We start from the raw sequence: 15,888 nt of genomic DNA, 5'->3' as shown, positions 1-15,888 counted from the left end.
ATGGGAGTGTGGGCGGCGGTCGGGTGGCGGGGGCTCAGCGAGTGGGTGGGGGGTGGTCCGGCCCTCGGGTGGGGCCAGGGCCGGACCGTTCCACTGCCGGCCGGGACCGCTGGTGAGGCGGGATCAGCGGTTCTCGTTCAGACCGTTGTTCTGGCCGCTGTTCTGGCCGTTGCCGGCCTGGCCGTTGCCCGCACCGGCGTCCTCGCCGCCGACGCCCTGGCCGGCGTCCCCGCCGCCGACCTCCTGGCCGCCGACTTCCTGACCGGCGCCTTCACCGCCGACCTCCTGGCCGCCGACTTCCTGACCGGCGCCTTCACCGCCGACCTCCTGGCCACCGGCTTCCTGGCCACCGGCGTTCTGACCACCGGCCTCCTGGCCGGCACCCTGCTCACCGGCGCCCTGGTCACCGGCGCCCTGGCCACCGGCTTCCTCGCCGCCGGCCTGGTCGCCGGCTCCACCGGCACCACCGGCACCCGCGCCGCCGTCGCCGAGGGTCGCGCCGACCGCCTCGAGGGCGGTGGTGACCGGCTGGAAGAAGGTCTCGCCGCCGGCGGTGCAGTCACCACTGCCGCCCGAGGTGAGGCCTATCGCGCTGCCGTCCTGGGTGAACAGCGAGCCGCCGCTGTCGCCGGGCTCGGCGCAGACGTTGGTCTGGATGAGGCCGGTGACCGTGCCCTCGGGGTAGTTCACCGTGGCGTCGAGACCGAGGACCTGGCCGTCGGCCAGACCCGTGGTGCTGCCCATCCGGAAGACCTGCGCACCGACGGTCGCGTCCTGGGCCTGGGTGATCTGGACGGTCTGGTCGCCGAGGTTGACCTCGCTCGGCGCCTGCGTGTTCGGGTCGTCGTACTTCACGAGCGCGAAGTCACCGTCACCCGGGAAGGTCGCCTGGTCGACCGTGGCGATCGGCTGACCGCCCTCGGAGTCGGACCACTGCTTGGCCGCGACACCGCAGTGACCCGCCGTCAGGAAGGCCGGGGAGCCGTCGCCCGCGGTGACGTTGAAGCCGAGCGAGCAGCGCGCGCCACCGGCGAAGATGGCGTCACCGCCCGAGGCGAAGGTCTTGAACGTGCCGGCCGACTTCTTGATGGTCGCCATGTTCGAGCCGAGGCCCTGCACCGTGGACTCCAGCCGGTCCCACTTGCTGCCGGTGACCGTGCTGTCGGCGGTGACGAGGATCTTGTTGTTTCTGGGGTCGACGGCCCACGAGGTGCCCGGGATGGTCGCCTTCGCCTTCAGCGTCTTCGCACCGGCGTCGAGTTCGGCCAGGCTGTTGGCGACCTCGCGGACTTCCGCGCCCGCCTTCTTCGCCTGGACGATCACGTTGCTGTCGCCGTTCACCACGTTGACGACGAGCTTCTGCTTGTCGGCGTCGTAGTACGACCCGGCGAACGCGTCGCCGAGCAGGTTCTCGAGCTGCGAGGCGAGGTCCGAGGCGTCCGCGGACTTGAGGGTCTTCGGCGCGGCCGCGTCCGTAGCGCCGTCCTGGGACGCGTTGGCGTTCGGGAGCAGCAGTGCCGCCGCTCCGAGCGCCGCCACGCCACCTACCGCGATCGCGGCCTTGCGCTTCGGAATTCGCTTGTGACTCAAACTTCTCGACCTCCTGGGGGGACGGGGTCAGTGCTGCCGATCGGCAGCTCGTACAGCGGCGCCTGGATGGCTGTAGGTACGCAGGGGGCGGTCGGTGCGTTCAAAGCTGTTTGCCAACTGCTTTTGCGAAACACGGAATCGGCCATGGCGCGCGCATGACGGACCGGCGGCGGGAACAATCCCCCATATGACGATGACCACCGCCGAAGCCGACAAGATCCTCACCGACAACTTCGCCCCTTGGGTCCTCGCCCTCGGCCTGTCGGTCGAGGCCCTCGGGGACGACCGCGCCGTCCTGCGCCTGCCCTGGTCAGAAGGGTTGGCCCGGGAGGGCGGCGCGCTCTCGGGGCAGGCGCTGATGGCCGCGGCCGACACCGCGACGGTGATCGCCGTCTCGGCTGCCCGGGGCGCCTACGGACCGATGACGACGGTTCAGCAGTCCACGTCCTTCCAACGGCCGGTGACCGGTTCGGATGTCTTGATCGAATCGGTGCCGACCAAGGTGGGCCGCAGGATGGCGTTCGCCGACATCACGATGACCGACGAGAGGTCGGGCGAACTGGCCGCCCGGGCGAGCACGGTCTACGCGCTGCTGGGCTGAGATCCACGGACCTCGCCGGAGTGACACGTTCCGCTACCGGTTGGTAACGATGGGTTCAGTACTCGGAGCGGAATCCCGGCTTCAGGGAATCTGCACATCGAATGCTCAATCAGGTCACCGGCGTCGGCGGATCTGCACAAGTCCACGGCGCCGGCCACGCCTTTAAGGCGGGAGTGTCTGATTCGCCGTCACTCCCCTCGCACTCCCGCACGCCGTCACCGCGTCGCATGTGAAGAAGTCGCCAGCACACCGTGCGCATCTCTGCACGGATCGGCACCGCTGCGGCGCAAGTGCGCAGGTGAGACGGGTGGTTGATTGGAAGCGTCGGCCGCAAACCTGCTTTGATCCATCGCACCGCAGGAACGCCGACGGCTCCCGGAAACGGGGTCCTGGGCCACCTGCGGTCGCGGCCGTCATCTGTCCCCAGAGGGGGCCGCTCCCCCCTTATGAGATATCCATATGAAGGGAAGTTCCACCATGAACTCCACCCCCCAGGTTGAGACCGTCGAGATCTCTGACGCCGACCTCGACAACGTTTCCGGCGGTCTGGCCGTGAACGCCCTCGGCACCGTCACCGGCCTGGTGGACGGCGTCGCCCCGGTCTCCGGCCTGGTCGACACGGCCGTCGGCACCGTTGAGGGTGTCACCGGCCTGAACACCGCGCCGGTCACGAACCTGGTCGCCGGTCTCTGATCGCGCCTTCGTGCTGCTGAGTCCCGGAGCCTCCCCGGCTCCGGGACTCTCGGTCGTCGTAGTGCGGCCCGAAACAACCGACACGCGTGCGTGTCCCCTGAAGTAGCCGACACGCGGTGCGTGTCTCTCGTCGCAGGTGAGGGAAAGTCCCGTGCAGTTCCGCCAACAGGCCCTCGCCAAGCTCCAGTCCCCGGAGGAACTCGACCTCCCGGTGCGCTTCGCCCGCCCGCAGGGCTGGCTGGTGCTATCGGTGACGCTGATCGCCATCGCGGCCGGGTCCGTATGGGCGGTGACCGGCTCGGTCGCCTCCACCGTGAGCGCCCCCGCGGTCCTCACCCACGGGGAGGGCAGCTACATCCTGCAGAGCCCCGCCGCGGGCCAGGTGACCGCGATCCTCGCCAAGGAGGGCGAACGGCTCCCGGCGAACGCCCCCGTCCTGAAGGTCCGTACGAGCGAGGGCGACACCGTGGTCCGCACGGTCGCCGCCGGACGCATCACCGCGCTCGCCGCCACGATCGGCCAGATCATCCAGACCGGCGCGAACGTCGCCGCCGTGGAGAAGGTGGCGCACGCCGACGATCCGCTCTACGCGACGGTGTACGTCCCCGCCGAGAACGCCTCCTCCATCCCCGACGACGCCGCCGTCGACCTCACGGTCCAGACCGTGCCGACCCAGCAGTACGGCGTCCTGCGCGGCCATGTGAAGTCGGTGGACCGGGCCGCCCAGTCGGCGCAGCAGATCTCCGCGTTCCTCGGCGACAGCCAGCTCGGCGACCAGTTCACCAAGAAGGGCCGGCCGGTGGCCGTCCTGGTGCGCCTAGACACGTCCTCGTCGACGAAGAGCGGCTACAAGTGGTCCAGCTCCGGCGGACCGCCGTACACCCTCACCTCCATGACCATGGCCACGGGTTCGATCCGGCTGGCCGACGAGCGTCCCGTCGATTGGCTGCTTCCGTGACCACCGCCCAGGAGACCCGGAGCAGGCGCCGCGCCGCGCCGCCCAAACGCACCGTCCCCAAGGGCCGCGGCAAGACCGTCCGGACTCCCACCGTGCTCCAGATGGAGGCCGTGGAGTGCGGCGCGGCCTCCCTCGCGATGGTGCTCGGCCACTACGGCCGGCACGTCCCGCTGGAGGAGCTGCGTATCGCCTGCGGTGTCTCCCGGGACGGTTCGCGCGCCAGCAACCTGCTGAAGGCGGCCCGCAGTTACGGCCTGACGGCCAAGGGCATGCAGATGGACCTGGCAGCCCTCGCCGAGGTGAAGGCGCCCGCGATCCTCTTCTGGGAGTTCAACCACTACGTCGTCTACGACGGCATGGGGCGCCGCTTCGGCCGCCGCGGGGTCTACATCAACGACCCCGGCAAGGGCCGCCGCTTCGTGCCGATGGAGGACTTCGACGGCAGTTTCACCGGTGTCGTACTGGTCCTGGAGCCGGGCGACGGATTCACCAAGGGCGGGCGCAAGCCGGGCGTCCTGGGCGCGATGCCGGCCCGGCTGCGCGGCACCGCGGGCACCATGCCGGCCGCCGTGCTGGCGAGCCTGCTGCTGGTGCTGGTCGGTGCGGCGGTGCCGGCGCTGAGCCGTACCTATATCGACATGTTCCTGATCGGAGGTCAGACCTCCCTGTTGGGCGTGCTCTTCACGTCCATGGGGGCGTGCGTGCTGCTCACGCTCGTGCTGACCTGGCTCCAGCAGGCCAATCTGCACCACGGCCGCATCATCTCCTCCACCCTCTCCAGCGCCCGCTTCCTGCGCCATCTGCTGCGCCTGCCGGTCACCTTCTTCTCGCAGCGCAGTCCGGCCGACCTGGTGCAGCGCCTCCAGTCCAACGACGCCGTCGCCGAGACCCTGGCCCGCGACCTGGCAGCGGCGGGCGTGGACGCGGTGGTCGTCGTGCTGTACGCGGTGCTCCTCTACACCTACGACCCGCAGCTGACGTACGTGGGCATCGGTGTGGCGCTGCTCAACATCGTCGCCATGCGGGTGGTCATCCGGCTGCGCGCGACCCGTACGGCGAAGCTGCGCGCGGACAGCGCCCGGCTCACCAACACGGCGTACACCGGTCTGCAACTGATCGAGACGATGAAGGCGACCGGCGGGGAGGACGGCTACTTCCGCAAGTGGGCCGGGCAGCACGCCACCACCCTGGAGGAACAGCAGCGGCTCGGGGTGCCGAGCGCCTGGCTGGGCGTGGTCGCGCCGACGCTCGCGGCGCTGAACAGCGCGCTGATCCTGTGGATCGGCGGGATGCGGGCGATCGAGGGCCACATCTCGGTCGGTCTGCTGGTCGCCTTCCAGGCGCTGGTCACCCGTTTCACCGCTCCCCTGACCCGGCTGAACGGTGTCGCGGGCCGCATCCAGGACTTCGCGGCGGACGTGGCGCGGCTGAAGGACGTGGAGAACTTCCAGGCGGACCCGCTGTACGGCCGCTCCGGTGGCGCCGACTCCACTCGGCGGCTGCACGGGCACGTGGAGCTGGAGAACATCGAGTTCGGCTACAGCCCCCTGGACAAGCCGCTGCTCAGCGGCTTCGACCTGACCGTCGGCCCGGGGCAGCAGGTCGCGCTGGTCGGCGGCTCGGGCAGCGGCAAGTCCACGGTGTCCCGGCTGATCTCGGGCCTGTACACGCCCTGGGAAGGTGTGATCCGTATCGACGGGCAGCGGTTGGACGACATCCCGCGCGGGGCGCTCGCGGCCTCCGTCTCCTTCGTCGACCAGGACGTCTTCCTCTTCGAGGGCACCGTCCGCGACAACGTGGCGCTGTGGGATCCGTCCATCCCCGACGACGCCGTGGTGGAGGCGCTGCGGGACGCGGCGCTGTACGACGTGGTGATGCGCCGACCCGGCGGCATCCGCAGCCGCGTCGAGCAGGACGGCCGCAACTTCTCCGGCGGCCAGCGCCAACGCCTGGAGATCGCACGGGCGTTGGTGCGCAGGCCCAGCATCCTCGTCCTCGACGAGGTGACCAGCGCGCTGGACGCGGAGACCGAGCAGGTGGTCATGGACAACCTTCGCCGGCGCGGCTGCGCGTGTGTGGTGATCGCCCACCGGCTCAGCACCGTGCGTGACAGCGACGAGATCGTGGTCCTGGAGCACGGCACGATCGTGGAGCGCGGGCGGCACGAGGAGCTGGTGGCACGCGGCGGCGCGTACGCGACGCTGGTCAGGGAGCGGTGAGATGACGTACCCCCCATCCCCTCAGGAGCCCCAGGCCCAGCCGCCCCAGCCGCCCCAGGAAGGCGACCTCGTCCTGGGCGCCCTGGGCTCGCTGGGCACCCGTATGGACTGCACCGGCTTCAACCGCCTCGACCTCGAGGGCCCTCAGGTGCTGTGGCTGGTCGCGTCCGGTGCCATGGACCTGTTCGCGGTGGACGCCGGGCAGCAGGGCCACTGGCACCACCTCGGCCGGCTGGAGGCGGGCTCGCTGCTGCTCGGCCCTGTCTCCGGCCCCGAGCACACCCTCGTGGCGCGCCCGCTCAGGGACTGCGTGGTGCACCGCATCGGCCTGCGCGAGCTGTACCAGCCCGCGGACACCCAGACCTGGTCGTACGACGAGTACGGCAACCCCCAGTACGTCCCGCCGACGACGAGCCCGCTGGAGTACGCGCTCGCCCTGGGCGTGGGCCGCAGCCTGTCCATCCTCTTCCAGGCGCCGATGGCCACCGAGCGGGCCGCGGAGATGACCGACGACGACGTGTTCTGGATGCAGGTGCCGCCCGGCAGCGTCCAGTACGGCTCGCTGTACGGCGCGGAGGCGGCCGCGGACCTGCTGATGGACCCGGCGGTCTGGCAGACCATGGTCGACCAGCAGTACCGCCTGCTGACCACGCTGGACCGCTGGATCGAGCAGCTGGAACGCACCCACGAGACACGGACGGCCGCCGGCATCAAGGCCGGTGAGGCGGTCCGCGCGCAGGCCGACCGGACCCTGATCGCCGCCATCGGCAAGCGGTCGGCGAAGCGCTCCACGGCCGCCGACGCGGACGCCACGTTCGCCGCCTGCAAGCTGGTGGCCGAGGCGGCCGGGATCACGCTCGCCGAGCCCGCGAGCAGCGGAGCCGACAGTGACCGGCTCGACCCGGTCGAGCGGATCGCCCTCGCCTCGCGGGTGCGGGCGCGGGCGGTGCGCCTGGACGGGCGCTGGTGGCGGGAGAACGTCGGACCGCTGGTGGGGCACCGGGCCCTGTCGGGGGCGCCGGTCGCGCTGCTGTGGCGGCGCGGCGGCTATGTCGCCGTCCATCCGGCGACCGGACGGGAGACCCCGGTCGAGAAGGCCAACGTGGAGGAGTTCGAGCCGCGTGCGGTGATGTTCTACCGCCCGTTGCCCGAGCGGCGGCTGAGCCCGCTTCGGTTGCTGCGGTTCAGCATGCGGGGGACGCGCGGTGACCTGGCCAACCTCATCGGCAGCGGCCTGGTGACGGTGGCGATCGGGGCGCTGGTACCGATCGCGACGGGCAAGGTGCTCGGCGAGTACGTGCCGAAGGCCCAGCAGGGACTCATCGTGCAGGTCTGTCTGGCCGTGATGGTCAGCAGCCTGGTCGCGGCCGCGTTCATGCTGCTGCAGAACCTCACCATCCTGCGCCTGGAGGGCCGTATCGAGGCGACGCTCCAACCGGCCGTCTGGGACCGGTTGTTGCGGCTGCCGACGAAGTTCTTCACCGAGCGGTCCACCGGTGAACTGGCCAGCGCGGCCATGGGCATCAGCGCGATCCGCAGGCTGTTGGCCGGGCTCGGTCCGTCGGTGGCGCAGTCCGTGACCGTCGGTGCCATGAACCTCGGTCTGCTGCTCTGGTACAGCGTGCCGATGGCGATGGCGGCGGTCGGCATGCTGGTCGTGATCGCGGGCGTGTTCCTCGGGCTCGGCCTGTGGCAGGTGCGCTGGCAGCGGCGTCTCGTCGTACTCACCAACAAGCTGAACAACCAGGCGTTCCAGACGCTGCGTGGCCTGCCCAAGCTGCGGGTGGCGGCCGCCGAGAACTACGCCTACGCGGCCTGGGCGTCGGAGTTCGCCCGCAGCCGGGAGCTCCAGCAGCGCCTCGGCCGGATCAAGAACCTCAACACGGTGCTGGGCACGATCTACCTGCCGCTGTGCTCCCTGCTGATGTTCATGCTGCTCGCCGGTCCGGCGCGGGGCGCCATGTCGGCCGCCGACTTCCTCACCTTCAACACGTCGGTGACGATGCTGCTCACCTCGGTGACCCAGTTGACCGGCGCGTTCGTCTCGGCGGTGGCCGCGCTGCCGCTGTTCGAGGAGATCAGGCCGGTGCTCGACGCCACGCCCGAGGTGCGCACGGCCAGCACCCGCCCGGGACCGCTGTCCGGCGCGATCGAGGCCCGCCGCCTGTCGTTCCGCTACTCCGACGACGGCCCGCTCGTCCTGGACGACGTGTCGTTCGAGGTGCGCCCCGGCGAGTTCGTCGCGGTCGTCGGCCCCAGCGGCTGCGGCAAGTCGACGCTGCTCAGGCTGCTCATCGGCTTCGACAAGCCGGTCTCCGGCAGTGTGCTCTACGACGGCCAGGACCTGGCCGCCCTCGACCAGTCGGCCGTACGCCGGCAGTGCGGGGTGGTGCTCCAGCACGCCCAGCCGTTCACCGGATCCATCCTCGACGTCATCTGCGGCACCGAGCCGTACACACCCGAGGAGGCGCTGGCCGCGGCGGAGCTGGCGGGGCTCGCCGAGGACATCAAGCGGATGCCGATGGGACTGCACACCATCGTCGGCGGCAACGGCGCGATCTCCGGCGGACAGCGTCAGCGCCTGATGATCGCCCAGGCCCTCATCCGCCGCCCCCGCATCCTCTTCTTCGACGAGGCGACCAGCGCCCTGGACAACGAGACCCAGCGCACGGTCATCGAGTCCACCCGCAAGCTCAACGCGACCCGCATCGTCATCGCCCATCGCCTGTCGACGGTCCTCGACGCCGACCGGGTCATCGTCATGGAGAACGGCAAGGTCGCCCAGCAGGGCCCGCCGGCACAGCTCCTCGCGGACACGGGCGGCCGACTGCACGAGCTGGTGCGGCGCCAGCTGGCGTAGGCCCTCCTCGATTCCTTCTCCCCGGATCCCAGCGAAACGTTGCCGTTTCGCTGGGATCTGGTCTAGGCTCCCGGTGTACGAAACGGTTTCGTTTACGTCTCCTTTGCCCGAGCCGACGAACGACTTCCCTGGAGTGGTTCTCCATGTCCCAGAAGACCCTGACCGACGGCGCGCACACCCGCGCCGCGGAGACTCCGCCCGACGCCTCCGCCAAGCGGTGGTGGATCCTCGCGGTCGTCGCCCTCGCCCAGCTGATGGTGGTGCTGGACGCCACCATCGTGAACATCGCGCTGCCCTCGGCCCAGGCCGACCTCGGGTTCTCCGACGGCAACCGGCAGTGGATCGTCACCGCCTACGCCCTCGCGTTCGCCTCACTGCTCCTGCTCGGCGGTCGCATCGCCGACTTCTTCGGCCGCAAGCCCGCCTTCCTCATCGGCATCGTCGGATTCGCCGCGGCCTCCGCACTGGGCGGCGCCGCGAACGGCTTCGGGATGCTGGTCACCGCCCGCGCCCTTCAGGGCGCCTTCGGCGCCCTGCTCGCACCGGCCGCCCTCTCGCTGCTCAACACGACCTTCACCGACGCCCGCGAACGTGCCCGTGCCTTCAGTGTCTACGGCGCCATCGCCGGTGCCGGTGGCGCCGTGGGCCTGCTGCTCGGCGGTCTGCTGACCGACGCGCTCGACTGGCGCTGGACGCTGTACGTCAACGTGCCCATCGCGGTCCTCGCCTTCGCCGGCGGCTGGCTGCTGCTGAGCAACCACCGCGACGCGGCCGGCTCCAAGCTGGACGTACCGGGCACGGTCCTGGTCGCGGCCGGCCTCTTCGCCCTGGTCTACGGCTTCTCCAACGCCGAGACACACGACTGGGGCTCCCCGCTGACCTGGGGCTTCCTGATCGCGGGCGGGGTACTGCTGGTGGCCTTCACCTGGTGGCAGACGCGTGCCGCGCACCCGCTGCTGCCGCTGCGCATCCTGCTGGACCGGGACCGCGCGGCCTCGTTCCTCGCCGTGCTGATCTCCAGCGCGGGCATGTTCGGCGTGTTCCTCTTCCTCACCTACTACCTGCAGCTGAACCTCGGCTTCAGCCCCACGAAGACCGGTGTGGCGTTCCTGCCGATGGTCGGGGCGCTGATGGTGACGGCACAGCTCGGCACCACGCTCCTGGTGCCGCGCGTCGGGCCGAAGGTGATCATCCCGCTCGGGTTCGCGATCGCCGCGGGCGGTATGGCCTGGCTGACCGGCATCGGGGTCGGCTCGGACTTCGCGAGCGCGGTGCTGCCGCAGGTGATCGTCATCGGGGTCGGCCTCGGCCTGGTGATGCCGCCCGCCATGCAGCTGGCCACCGGCGGGGTGGCGGCCGAGGACGCGGGCGTCGCCTCCGCCACGGTCAACGCCATGCAGCAGGTGGGCGGTTCGATCGGTACGGCGCTGCTGAACACCCTGGCCGCGAGCGCGGCGACCGACTACCTGGTCGGCCGGGACGTCACCAGCAAGGCCGTCCAGGCGCAGGCCACGATCGAGAGCTACACCACCGCCTTCTGGTGGTCGGCGGGCTTCTTCGCCGCCGGCGCGGTGCTCACCTTCCTCCTGCACCGCCGCGGAGTGCCGCAGCAGGATGCCGGGGCCGCGCAGGTCGTCCACATGTGACCCAAAGGGGTCGAGCCGCAACAGACCCGAGGGGCCGCGTCTGCAGGGAGACGCGGCCCCTCGTCGTGTCGGCACTGTGGGTCGTGCGGTGATCCCAGGGACCGGCGGGCGGCCCCACTCCGCCCGGCCGGCCCCTGGTGCGAGATCGCGACGAACCCCCGCGTCAGTGACCCGCACTCCCCACTTGCGGGCCTCCTACGGCGTTCACAGGGAGATCGCGATCCCGGTCTCAGAACGCGAAGAGACTGGTCCCGTAGGAGTTCTTCACGCACTCGTTGGCGAAGGTGCGCTCATAGGAGACGCGCTTGCCCTGCCAGACGCCGTCGACGGTCACGACGACCGGGTCGTACTGCTTGGTGCACGCCATGCCGTCCCGGCTCCCCAGGGCGTCGAAGTCCCCGTCGGCGCTGCGCAGTTCGGCGCAGGCCTCGGCGGCGGCCGGGTGGGTGCCGGAGGGCCTCGGGGCGCAGGTCAGGGTGACCGCGCGGGCCGGGGTGGCGAGGGCCGAGTTGTCTCCGTGACCCACGGTCAGGACGAGCGCCGAGGGGGCGTAGAGCGAGGTCGAGGTGGCGAGGGCGGGTCCGGTGAGGGGGCCGCATACGGCGGTGGCCGCGAGGCCGAGAGTCGCTGCCCATCGCGCGGTGTTCCGCATTGTGTGCATCCTTCCGCTTGCTTCGAGGGTTGCCGGATCCAGCTCGGTCGGTGCCGGAGCGGCGAGCGCGAGTCTGCCGAGTCCGTCGTCGAATCTCACATCGAACACATGCGTTTCAGTAACCTTGCGTATTGAAACAGTGGCGTGAAGTCACAGAATTCGAACGTTCCAACGCCGAAACCGAGCGGCTCTTGATCCCTCGGGCGGGTCGGATGGCCGGTTTCCACCTGTTCGTTAATCGTCTTGAAACATTCCGCTTCCGCTCTCGGCGGACTCCTCCGCACCCCCTTGTGTTCATGGACCAGTCGAGTAATCGTCATTACATGATTACGACAGAGCAGCGCGAGAAACTGCGCGGATGGTTCGCGGGCCGACTGCCCGACGACCTCTTCGAGGAGCTGACCGAGGTCACGGTCGACCGCGAGGAGATCACCGTGATCGGCCGCATCCCCGAGCCCCGGCTGACCGAGGACGCCTCGGCCGCCGAGCGGGAGGCGGCCGTACGAAGCCGCGTCCAGGAGTTCCGGGAACGCACCCGGGAGGCCCGGATGGCGGTGGCCCGCGAGGCCGAGCACCGGTTCGACCGCAAGGTCTCCTGGGGCGTGGTGTGCGACGGGGAACGCGCCCTGTTCACGCACGTGGCCGCGCCCGTGATGACACGACTGCGCCAGCCGGAGCGCCAGGTCCTGGACACCCTCATCGCCGGGGGCGTCGCCCGCAGCCGCAGCGACGCCCTCGCCTGGTGCGTCCGACTGGTCCAGCGGCACACCGACGAGTGGCTCACCGAACTGCGGGACTCCCTGGAGCACGTCCAGCAGGTGCGGGCACAGGGGCCGGACAAGGAGGCGGAGGGGAAGGAGGCCGACGCATCGGACGGAGATCAGTGATGGCGAAGCACTGGGCGGACTTCCAGTACGAGATCTATCTCAACGGGATGTCGGGCGCGGTGCCCCGGCTGCCGACCGATCTGACCCGGCTGGAGGAGCTCACCGAGCAGCGGCTCGGCCCCGGCCCGGTCGGCTATGTGGCCGGCAGCGCGGGCGACGGCAGCACCGCGCGGGCGAACCGGGTGGCCCTGGGGCGCCGCAGGATCGTGCCGCGCATGCTGCGGGACGTGCACGAACGCGACCTGTCGGTCGAGGTGCTGGGCCGCTTACTGCCCGCGCCATTGGCGCTCGCCCCGGTCGGCGTGCTGTCGATCATGCACCCGGACGCCGAGTCCGCCGCCGCCCGTGCCGCCGCCGCGCAGGGAGTGCCGTACATCCTGTCCTCGGCGGCCGGCACGCCGATCGAGCAGGTCGCGGAGGTGATGGGCGACGCCGAGCGCTGGTTCCAGCTGTACTGGTCCAAGGACCGGGAGGTGACACGGAGTTTCCTCGGCCGGGCGAAGGCAGCCGGGTTCACGGTGCTCGTCGTCACGCTGGACACTCCACTGCTGGCCTGGCGCCCGCGTGACCTGGACCAGGCGTATCTGCCGTTCCTGCACGGCGTGGGCACCGCCAACTACTTCTCCGACCCGGCGTTCCGGGCGGGCCTGGCCAAGCCGGTGCACGAGGATCCGAACGCGGCCGTCCTGCACTTCGTCTCGCTGTTCGCGGACCCCGGCAAGACCTGGCCCGACCTGGCGTTCCTGCGGGAGAACTGGGACGGCCCGATCGTCCTCAAGGGTGTACTGCACCCCGACGACGCGCGCCTGGCGGCCGACGCCGGGATGGACGGGGTGGTGGTCTCCAACCACGGTGGCCGGCAGGTGGCCGGTTCCGTCGCGGCGGCCGACGCACTGCCCCGGGTCGTGGAGGCGGTCGGCGACCGACTGACGGTGCTGTTCGACAGCGGCGTGCGCACCGGCGACGACGTCTTCAAGGCGCTCGCTCTCGGCGCGCGTGCGGTGCTGCTGGGGCGGCCGTACGTCTACGGGCTCGGCCTCGACGGGCAGGCGGGTGTGGAGCACGTGATCCGGTGTGTGCTCGCCGAGTTCGACCTGACGCTGGCCCTGTCCGGGCACGCCACGCCGGCCACCGTCGGCGCCACCGACCTCGTGGAGGAACGGTGACGCCGGTCGTCTCACCTCATGACGTGCGGTCCGTCAGCTCCACCGGCCGGGCGGCGGGCGTCTCGGTCCCGGCGATCGAGAGGGAACCCGGGCTGGCCTGCGCCGAGTCGGTCACCCAGCGCTGACCGCCGGAGCCGTCGCGGACCTTGGCGACGACATCGGCGCCCGGTTCCCCGGTGGTGGCGGCCAGGGCGAGGGTGTCGTCCCAGCGGGGCAGCAGCTCGCCCTTGGCGGTGAGGTCGTAGCGGACGTCGTCGGCCCGCTTGTCGTCCTTCTCCGCGCACTCCCCGAGGATGACGACACCGGCGTCCGCGTGCGAGTCCAGGCACAGTTCGGGGTCGGCCACGCTGCGCAGCTGCCCGTCCTCCCCGTACGACCACTGCTGGGTCCAGTCGGAGGAGCACACCGCGAGCTCGGTCGCGGCGCCTTCCTTCGCCTCGCCCCGGACGTCGAGGCACAGGTCGGCGGCGACGTTGCGCAGCCTCGTCTGGCGGGTCGTGGTCGGCAGTTGGGCGGTGCCGGGCGGCGAGGGCGACGCGGCGGGCGGGGCCGCGGAGTCGGTGTCGGGGGCACTGCCGCGGCCGCCGGCCGCGCTGGTGGAGGCGGCCGGGTCGGCACCACCGTCGTCGGCCCACATCCCGGCGGCGAGCAGCGTCGTGAGCAGCCCGGCCGAGGCCAGGCCGACTCCGGTGAGCAGCGTGCGCGGCCCCTTGGGTCCCCCGCCGGGTACGCGGCGGGCCGGGGACGGGATGCGGGACAGGAGTCGGCGGCCTGTCCCGCCCGGGCGTCCACCGCGGTGGCGGGCGCCGCGTACGCGCACGGTCTGCTGCTGGCTGCGGCCCGGCCGGGAATCGAGGTAGCGTCGGGCGCCCCAGCCGAGCGCCGCCTCCGCGAGGAGATCGCCCAACCGGCCCTCGAAGTGGCCGAGTTGTTCGGCGGCGGCCCGGCAGTAGCGGCACTCCGTCAGATGCTGCTGGACGTCCGGCAGCAGGGCGCCGCCGCGGCGGATGGGGACGTCGAGGAGCCGGTTGTAGAAGCGGCAGTCCTTGCTCGGGGCGAGTTCCCGGTGGGCGCGGACGAGGCCCTCGCGGAGCTTGTCCCGCGCCTCTTCGAGGGCGGCGGCCGCGGCGGCCGGGTCCAGGCCCAGCAGGCCGGCCGGGACGGTGAGGGGCTCGGCCTCGACCTCGACGTGCCACAGCATGGCCCGGGCGACCGGCGGAAGGCCGTGGAACGAGCGCTCGGCCAGCACACGGTTCTCGGGGGTCAGGGACTTGGCCGTGCGCATCCCGCGGCCCCCGGCGGGCTTCTGCAGCTCCGGCAGGACACCGGATATACGGTCCTCGGCGGCCCAGAGCCGGACGGTGTCCCGTACGGCCACCAGCAGCCGGGGGCGCAACGCGGCGCCGGGCTCGCCCAGCGTCAGCCGGTCGAGGACCTGGTGGAAGGCGGCCGTGGTGACCATGGCGGCGACGCCGGAGGAGGAGGCGAGGCAGATCACCGCGTACTCGTGCGCGGGCTGCCAGTGCCGGGTGATCAGGAGGGCGGTCGCCTGGGCGACCTCGTCGTCCGGGCCGCCGCGCGTGCGGGCGGCGAGGGAGTCGTCGGACTCTCCGAACGCCCCGCCCGGCGGTGGGTAGGAGGGACGGGGTGGAGGGGGGGTGGGCACTGAGCGGATTCCTTCGGTACGTACCTGTGCGGCGCGAAGCGCGAGGGGCATGCGATCACCGACGGCGATACGGACTCGAGTCACCGCCGGACGCACGAGACCCGGCCATTGCCCCCCACGGGTGGTTCACCTTTGCACAATTAGTTCACACACAACAAGGCGCATGACCTAACATCCGACCACTGAAGGAAAGTCAGAGGTCGCGGCCACGCCGTCCCTTGGGACCTTGCCGGTCGGCCGTCAGATCTGCCAGGAGCGCAGCCGGTCCGCCGCGCCGTAGATGTCCGTCTTGCCGTCGATCAGGTCACGGGCGAGGTCCACGAGGGCGCCGTACGGAGGGTCCATGCCGACCCCGCTGACGAACATGTACGACACCGCCGTCGCGCAGGCGAAGCGGGCGTTGGCCGACGGCAGGGGCTTGAGCAGGGTGAGGGTGTGCAGCAGGGCGGCGGCCCGCCAGGCGGGGTCGGAGTTCACGCCGAGGCGGGGCGGGTCGACGCGGTGCCGGGCGACGGCGGCGACCAGTGCGGAGAAGTCGTTGATGGTGGGCTGGTCCGGCAGGACCTCTTCGTGGCGCTGGAGCAGCCAGGGCACGTCGATGTGGATGACGGGTGCCATCGGTCAGGCGACCCGCCCTTCGCCCCTGGCGGGCGGCTCGTCGTCGGGGAACGCGGCCGCGAACTCGTCGGCATGGGACGCGAAGAACCGACGGAACGCCTCCGCGCCTTCCTGCAGCGCCCGATGCCGGGCTATGTCGGCGGCGGCGGCCTCCCGTACGAGGGCCTTCATCGACGTACCCCGCTCCTTGGCGATCTGTCGCAGGTCCTCCAGCTCGCGATCGCTGAACTCCACGTTGAGGGCTGGCATGCCCCTCACGGTACCGCGCGGGTACTTTCTCGTAAATATGCGCAGGTCAAGAAGGAGGGACCGCGGTACCGATCATCGATACC

General features: G+C 71.1%; 13 protein-coding genes. 8 read left to right on the top strand and 5 right to left on the bottom strand.

Annotated elements, in window-relative coordinates; all coding sequences use genetic code 11:
- Positions 1-123: 123 nt before the first annotated feature.
- The gene (locus ACGFNV_RS05720; RefSeq protein WP_393619606.1) at positions 124-1,590 is read right to left on the bottom strand and encodes a S1 family peptidase; all 1,467 of its coding nucleotides are present in this window, start codon (positions 1,588-1,590) and stop codon (positions 124-126) included.
- A gap of 187 nt (positions 1,591-1,777) precedes the next feature.
- On the opposite strand from ACGFNV_RS05720, the gene ACGFNV_RS05715 reads away from it, so the two are divergent.
- The 6 genes from ACGFNV_RS05715 (at position 1,778) to ACGFNV_RS05690 (ending at position 10,567) form a co-directional block, all read left to right on the top strand.
- Positions 1,778-2,191 carry a PaaI family thioesterase gene (locus ACGFNV_RS05715; RefSeq protein ID WP_393619605.1) on the top strand — a complete coding sequence of 138 codons (414 nt, stop codon included), beginning with the start codon at positions 1,778-1,780 and terminating at the stop codon, positions 2,189-2,191.
- 477 nt (positions 2,192-2,668) lie between these two features.
- Positions 2,669-2,884: a type A2 lantipeptide gene (locus tag ACGFNV_RS05710; protein ID WP_133925148.1), complete on the top strand. Its 216-nt coding sequence runs from the start codon at positions 2,669-2,671 to the stop codon at positions 2,882-2,884.
- Between the two features lie 151 nt (positions 2,885-3,035).
- Entirely contained in the window at positions 3,036-3,842 is an 807-nt protein-coding gene (locus ACGFNV_RS05705; RefSeq protein ID WP_393619603.1) for an HlyD family efflux transporter periplasmic adaptor subunit, read from the top strand.
- Positions 3,839-6,061: an NHLP family bacteriocin export ABC transporter peptidase/permease/ATPase subunit gene (locus ACGFNV_RS05700; RefSeq protein ID WP_393619602.1), complete on the top strand. Its 2,223-nt coding sequence runs from the start codon at positions 3,839-3,841 to the stop codon at positions 6,059-6,061. Before ACGFNV_RS05705 ends, ACGFNV_RS05700 begins: the two co-directional genes overlap by 4 nt.
- Position 6,062: 1 nt before the next feature.
- Positions 6,063-8,921 (top strand): NHLP bacteriocin export ABC transporter permease/ATPase subunit, encoded by a 2,859-nt coding sequence (locus ACGFNV_RS05695; protein ID WP_393619601.1) that lies wholly within the window; start codon positions 6,063-6,065, stop codon positions 8,919-8,921.
- 143 nt (positions 8,922-9,064) lie between these two features.
- Positions 9,065-10,567, top strand: a complete 1,503-nt coding sequence (locus tag ACGFNV_RS05690) for an MFS transporter (protein WP_393619599.1) — start codon at positions 9,065-9,067, stop codon at positions 10,565-10,567.
- Positions 10,568-10,796: 229 nt separating this feature from the next.
- Here the strand turns inward: ACGFNV_RS05690 and ACGFNV_RS05685 are convergent, their stop codons facing one another.
- Entirely contained in the window at positions 10,797-11,219 is a 423-nt protein-coding gene (locus ACGFNV_RS05685; protein ID WP_393619597.1) for a protease inhibitor, read from the bottom strand.
- A 323-nt stretch (positions 11,220-11,542) separates the two neighbouring features.
- Between ACGFNV_RS05685 and ACGFNV_RS05680 the strand changes: the two genes are divergently transcribed.
- Positions 11,543-12,106: a hypothetical protein gene (locus ACGFNV_RS05680; RefSeq protein ID WP_393619595.1), complete on the top strand. Its 564-nt coding sequence runs from the start codon at positions 11,543-11,545 to the stop codon at positions 12,104-12,106.
- Positions 12,106-13,272, top strand: coding sequence for a lactate 2-monooxygenase (locus tag ACGFNV_RS05675; protein ID WP_393619593.1), 1,167 nt, complete (start codon positions 12,106-12,108; stop codon positions 13,270-13,272). The genes ACGFNV_RS05680 and ACGFNV_RS05675 overlap by 1 nt, the downstream gene beginning before the upstream one ends.
- 16 nt (positions 13,273-13,288) lie before the next feature.
- On the opposite strand, the gene ACGFNV_RS05670 is transcribed toward ACGFNV_RS05675, so the two are convergent.
- The 3 genes from ACGFNV_RS05670 to ACGFNV_RS05660 all read right to left on the bottom strand — a co-directional run bounded on the left by ACGFNV_RS05670 (position 13,289) and on the right by ACGFNV_RS05660 (position 15,805).
- Positions 13,289-14,938, bottom strand: coding sequence for an RICIN domain-containing protein (locus ACGFNV_RS05670; RefSeq protein ID WP_393619591.1), 1,650 nt, complete (start codon positions 14,936-14,938; stop codon positions 13,289-13,291).
- Between the two features lie 240 nt (positions 14,939-15,178).
- The gene (locus ACGFNV_RS05665) at positions 15,179-15,556 is read right to left on the bottom strand and encodes a toxin Doc (RefSeq protein ID WP_393619590.1); all 378 of its coding nucleotides are present in this window, start codon (positions 15,554-15,556) and stop codon (positions 15,179-15,181) included.
- 3 nt (positions 15,557-15,559) lie between these two features.
- Positions 15,560-15,805, bottom strand: coding sequence for a hypothetical protein (locus tag ACGFNV_RS05660; protein ID WP_133925158.1), 246 nt, complete (start codon positions 15,803-15,805; stop codon positions 15,560-15,562).
- Positions 15,806-15,888: the final 83 nt, after the last annotated feature.

This window comes from Streptomyces sp. NPDC048751, from assembly GCF_043198595.1.
Lineage (GTDB): Bacteria > Actinomycetota > Actinomycetes > Streptomycetales > Streptomycetaceae > Streptomyces.
The sequence above is the reverse complement of the archived record's forward strand: the minus strand, read 5'-3'. Positions and strand labels throughout refer to the sequence as shown.

What these genes read in the sequence shown, in the direction of transcription:
- ACGFNV_RS05715 (WP_393619605.1), top strand. Translation starts at nt 1,778, where the DNA reads ATGACGATGACCACCGCCGAAGCCGACAAGATCCTCACCGACAACTTC.
- ACGFNV_RS05685 (WP_393619597.1), bottom strand. Translation starts at nt 11,219, where the DNA reads ATGCGGAACACCGCGCGATGGGCAGCGACTCTCGGCCTCGCGGCCACC.
- ACGFNV_RS05680 (WP_393619595.1), top strand. Translation starts at nt 11,543, where the DNA reads ATGATTACGACAGAGCAGCGCGAGAAACTGCGCGGATGGTTCGCGGGC.
- ACGFNV_RS05710 (WP_133925148.1), top strand. Translation starts at nt 2,669, where the DNA reads ATGAACTCCACCCCCCAGGTTGAGACCGTCGAGATCTCTGACGCCGAC.
- ACGFNV_RS05695 (WP_393619601.1), top strand. Translation starts at nt 6,063, where the DNA reads ATGACGTACCCCCCATCCCCTCAGGAGCCCCAGGCCCAGCCGCCCCAG.
- ACGFNV_RS05660 (WP_133925158.1), bottom strand. Translation starts at nt 15,805, where the DNA reads ATGCCAGCCCTCAACGTGGAGTTCAGCGATCGCGAGCTGGAGGACCTG.
- ACGFNV_RS05665 (WP_393619590.1), bottom strand. Translation starts at nt 15,556, where the DNA reads ATGGCACCCGTCATCCACATCGACGTGCCCTGGCTGCTCCAGCGCCAC.
- ACGFNV_RS05675 (WP_393619593.1), top strand. Translation starts at nt 12,106, where the DNA reads ATGGCGAAGCACTGGGCGGACTTCCAGTACGAGATCTATCTCAACGGG.
- ACGFNV_RS05690 (WP_393619599.1), top strand. Translation starts at nt 9,065, where the DNA reads ATGTCCCAGAAGACCCTGACCGACGGCGCGCACACCCGCGCCGCGGAG.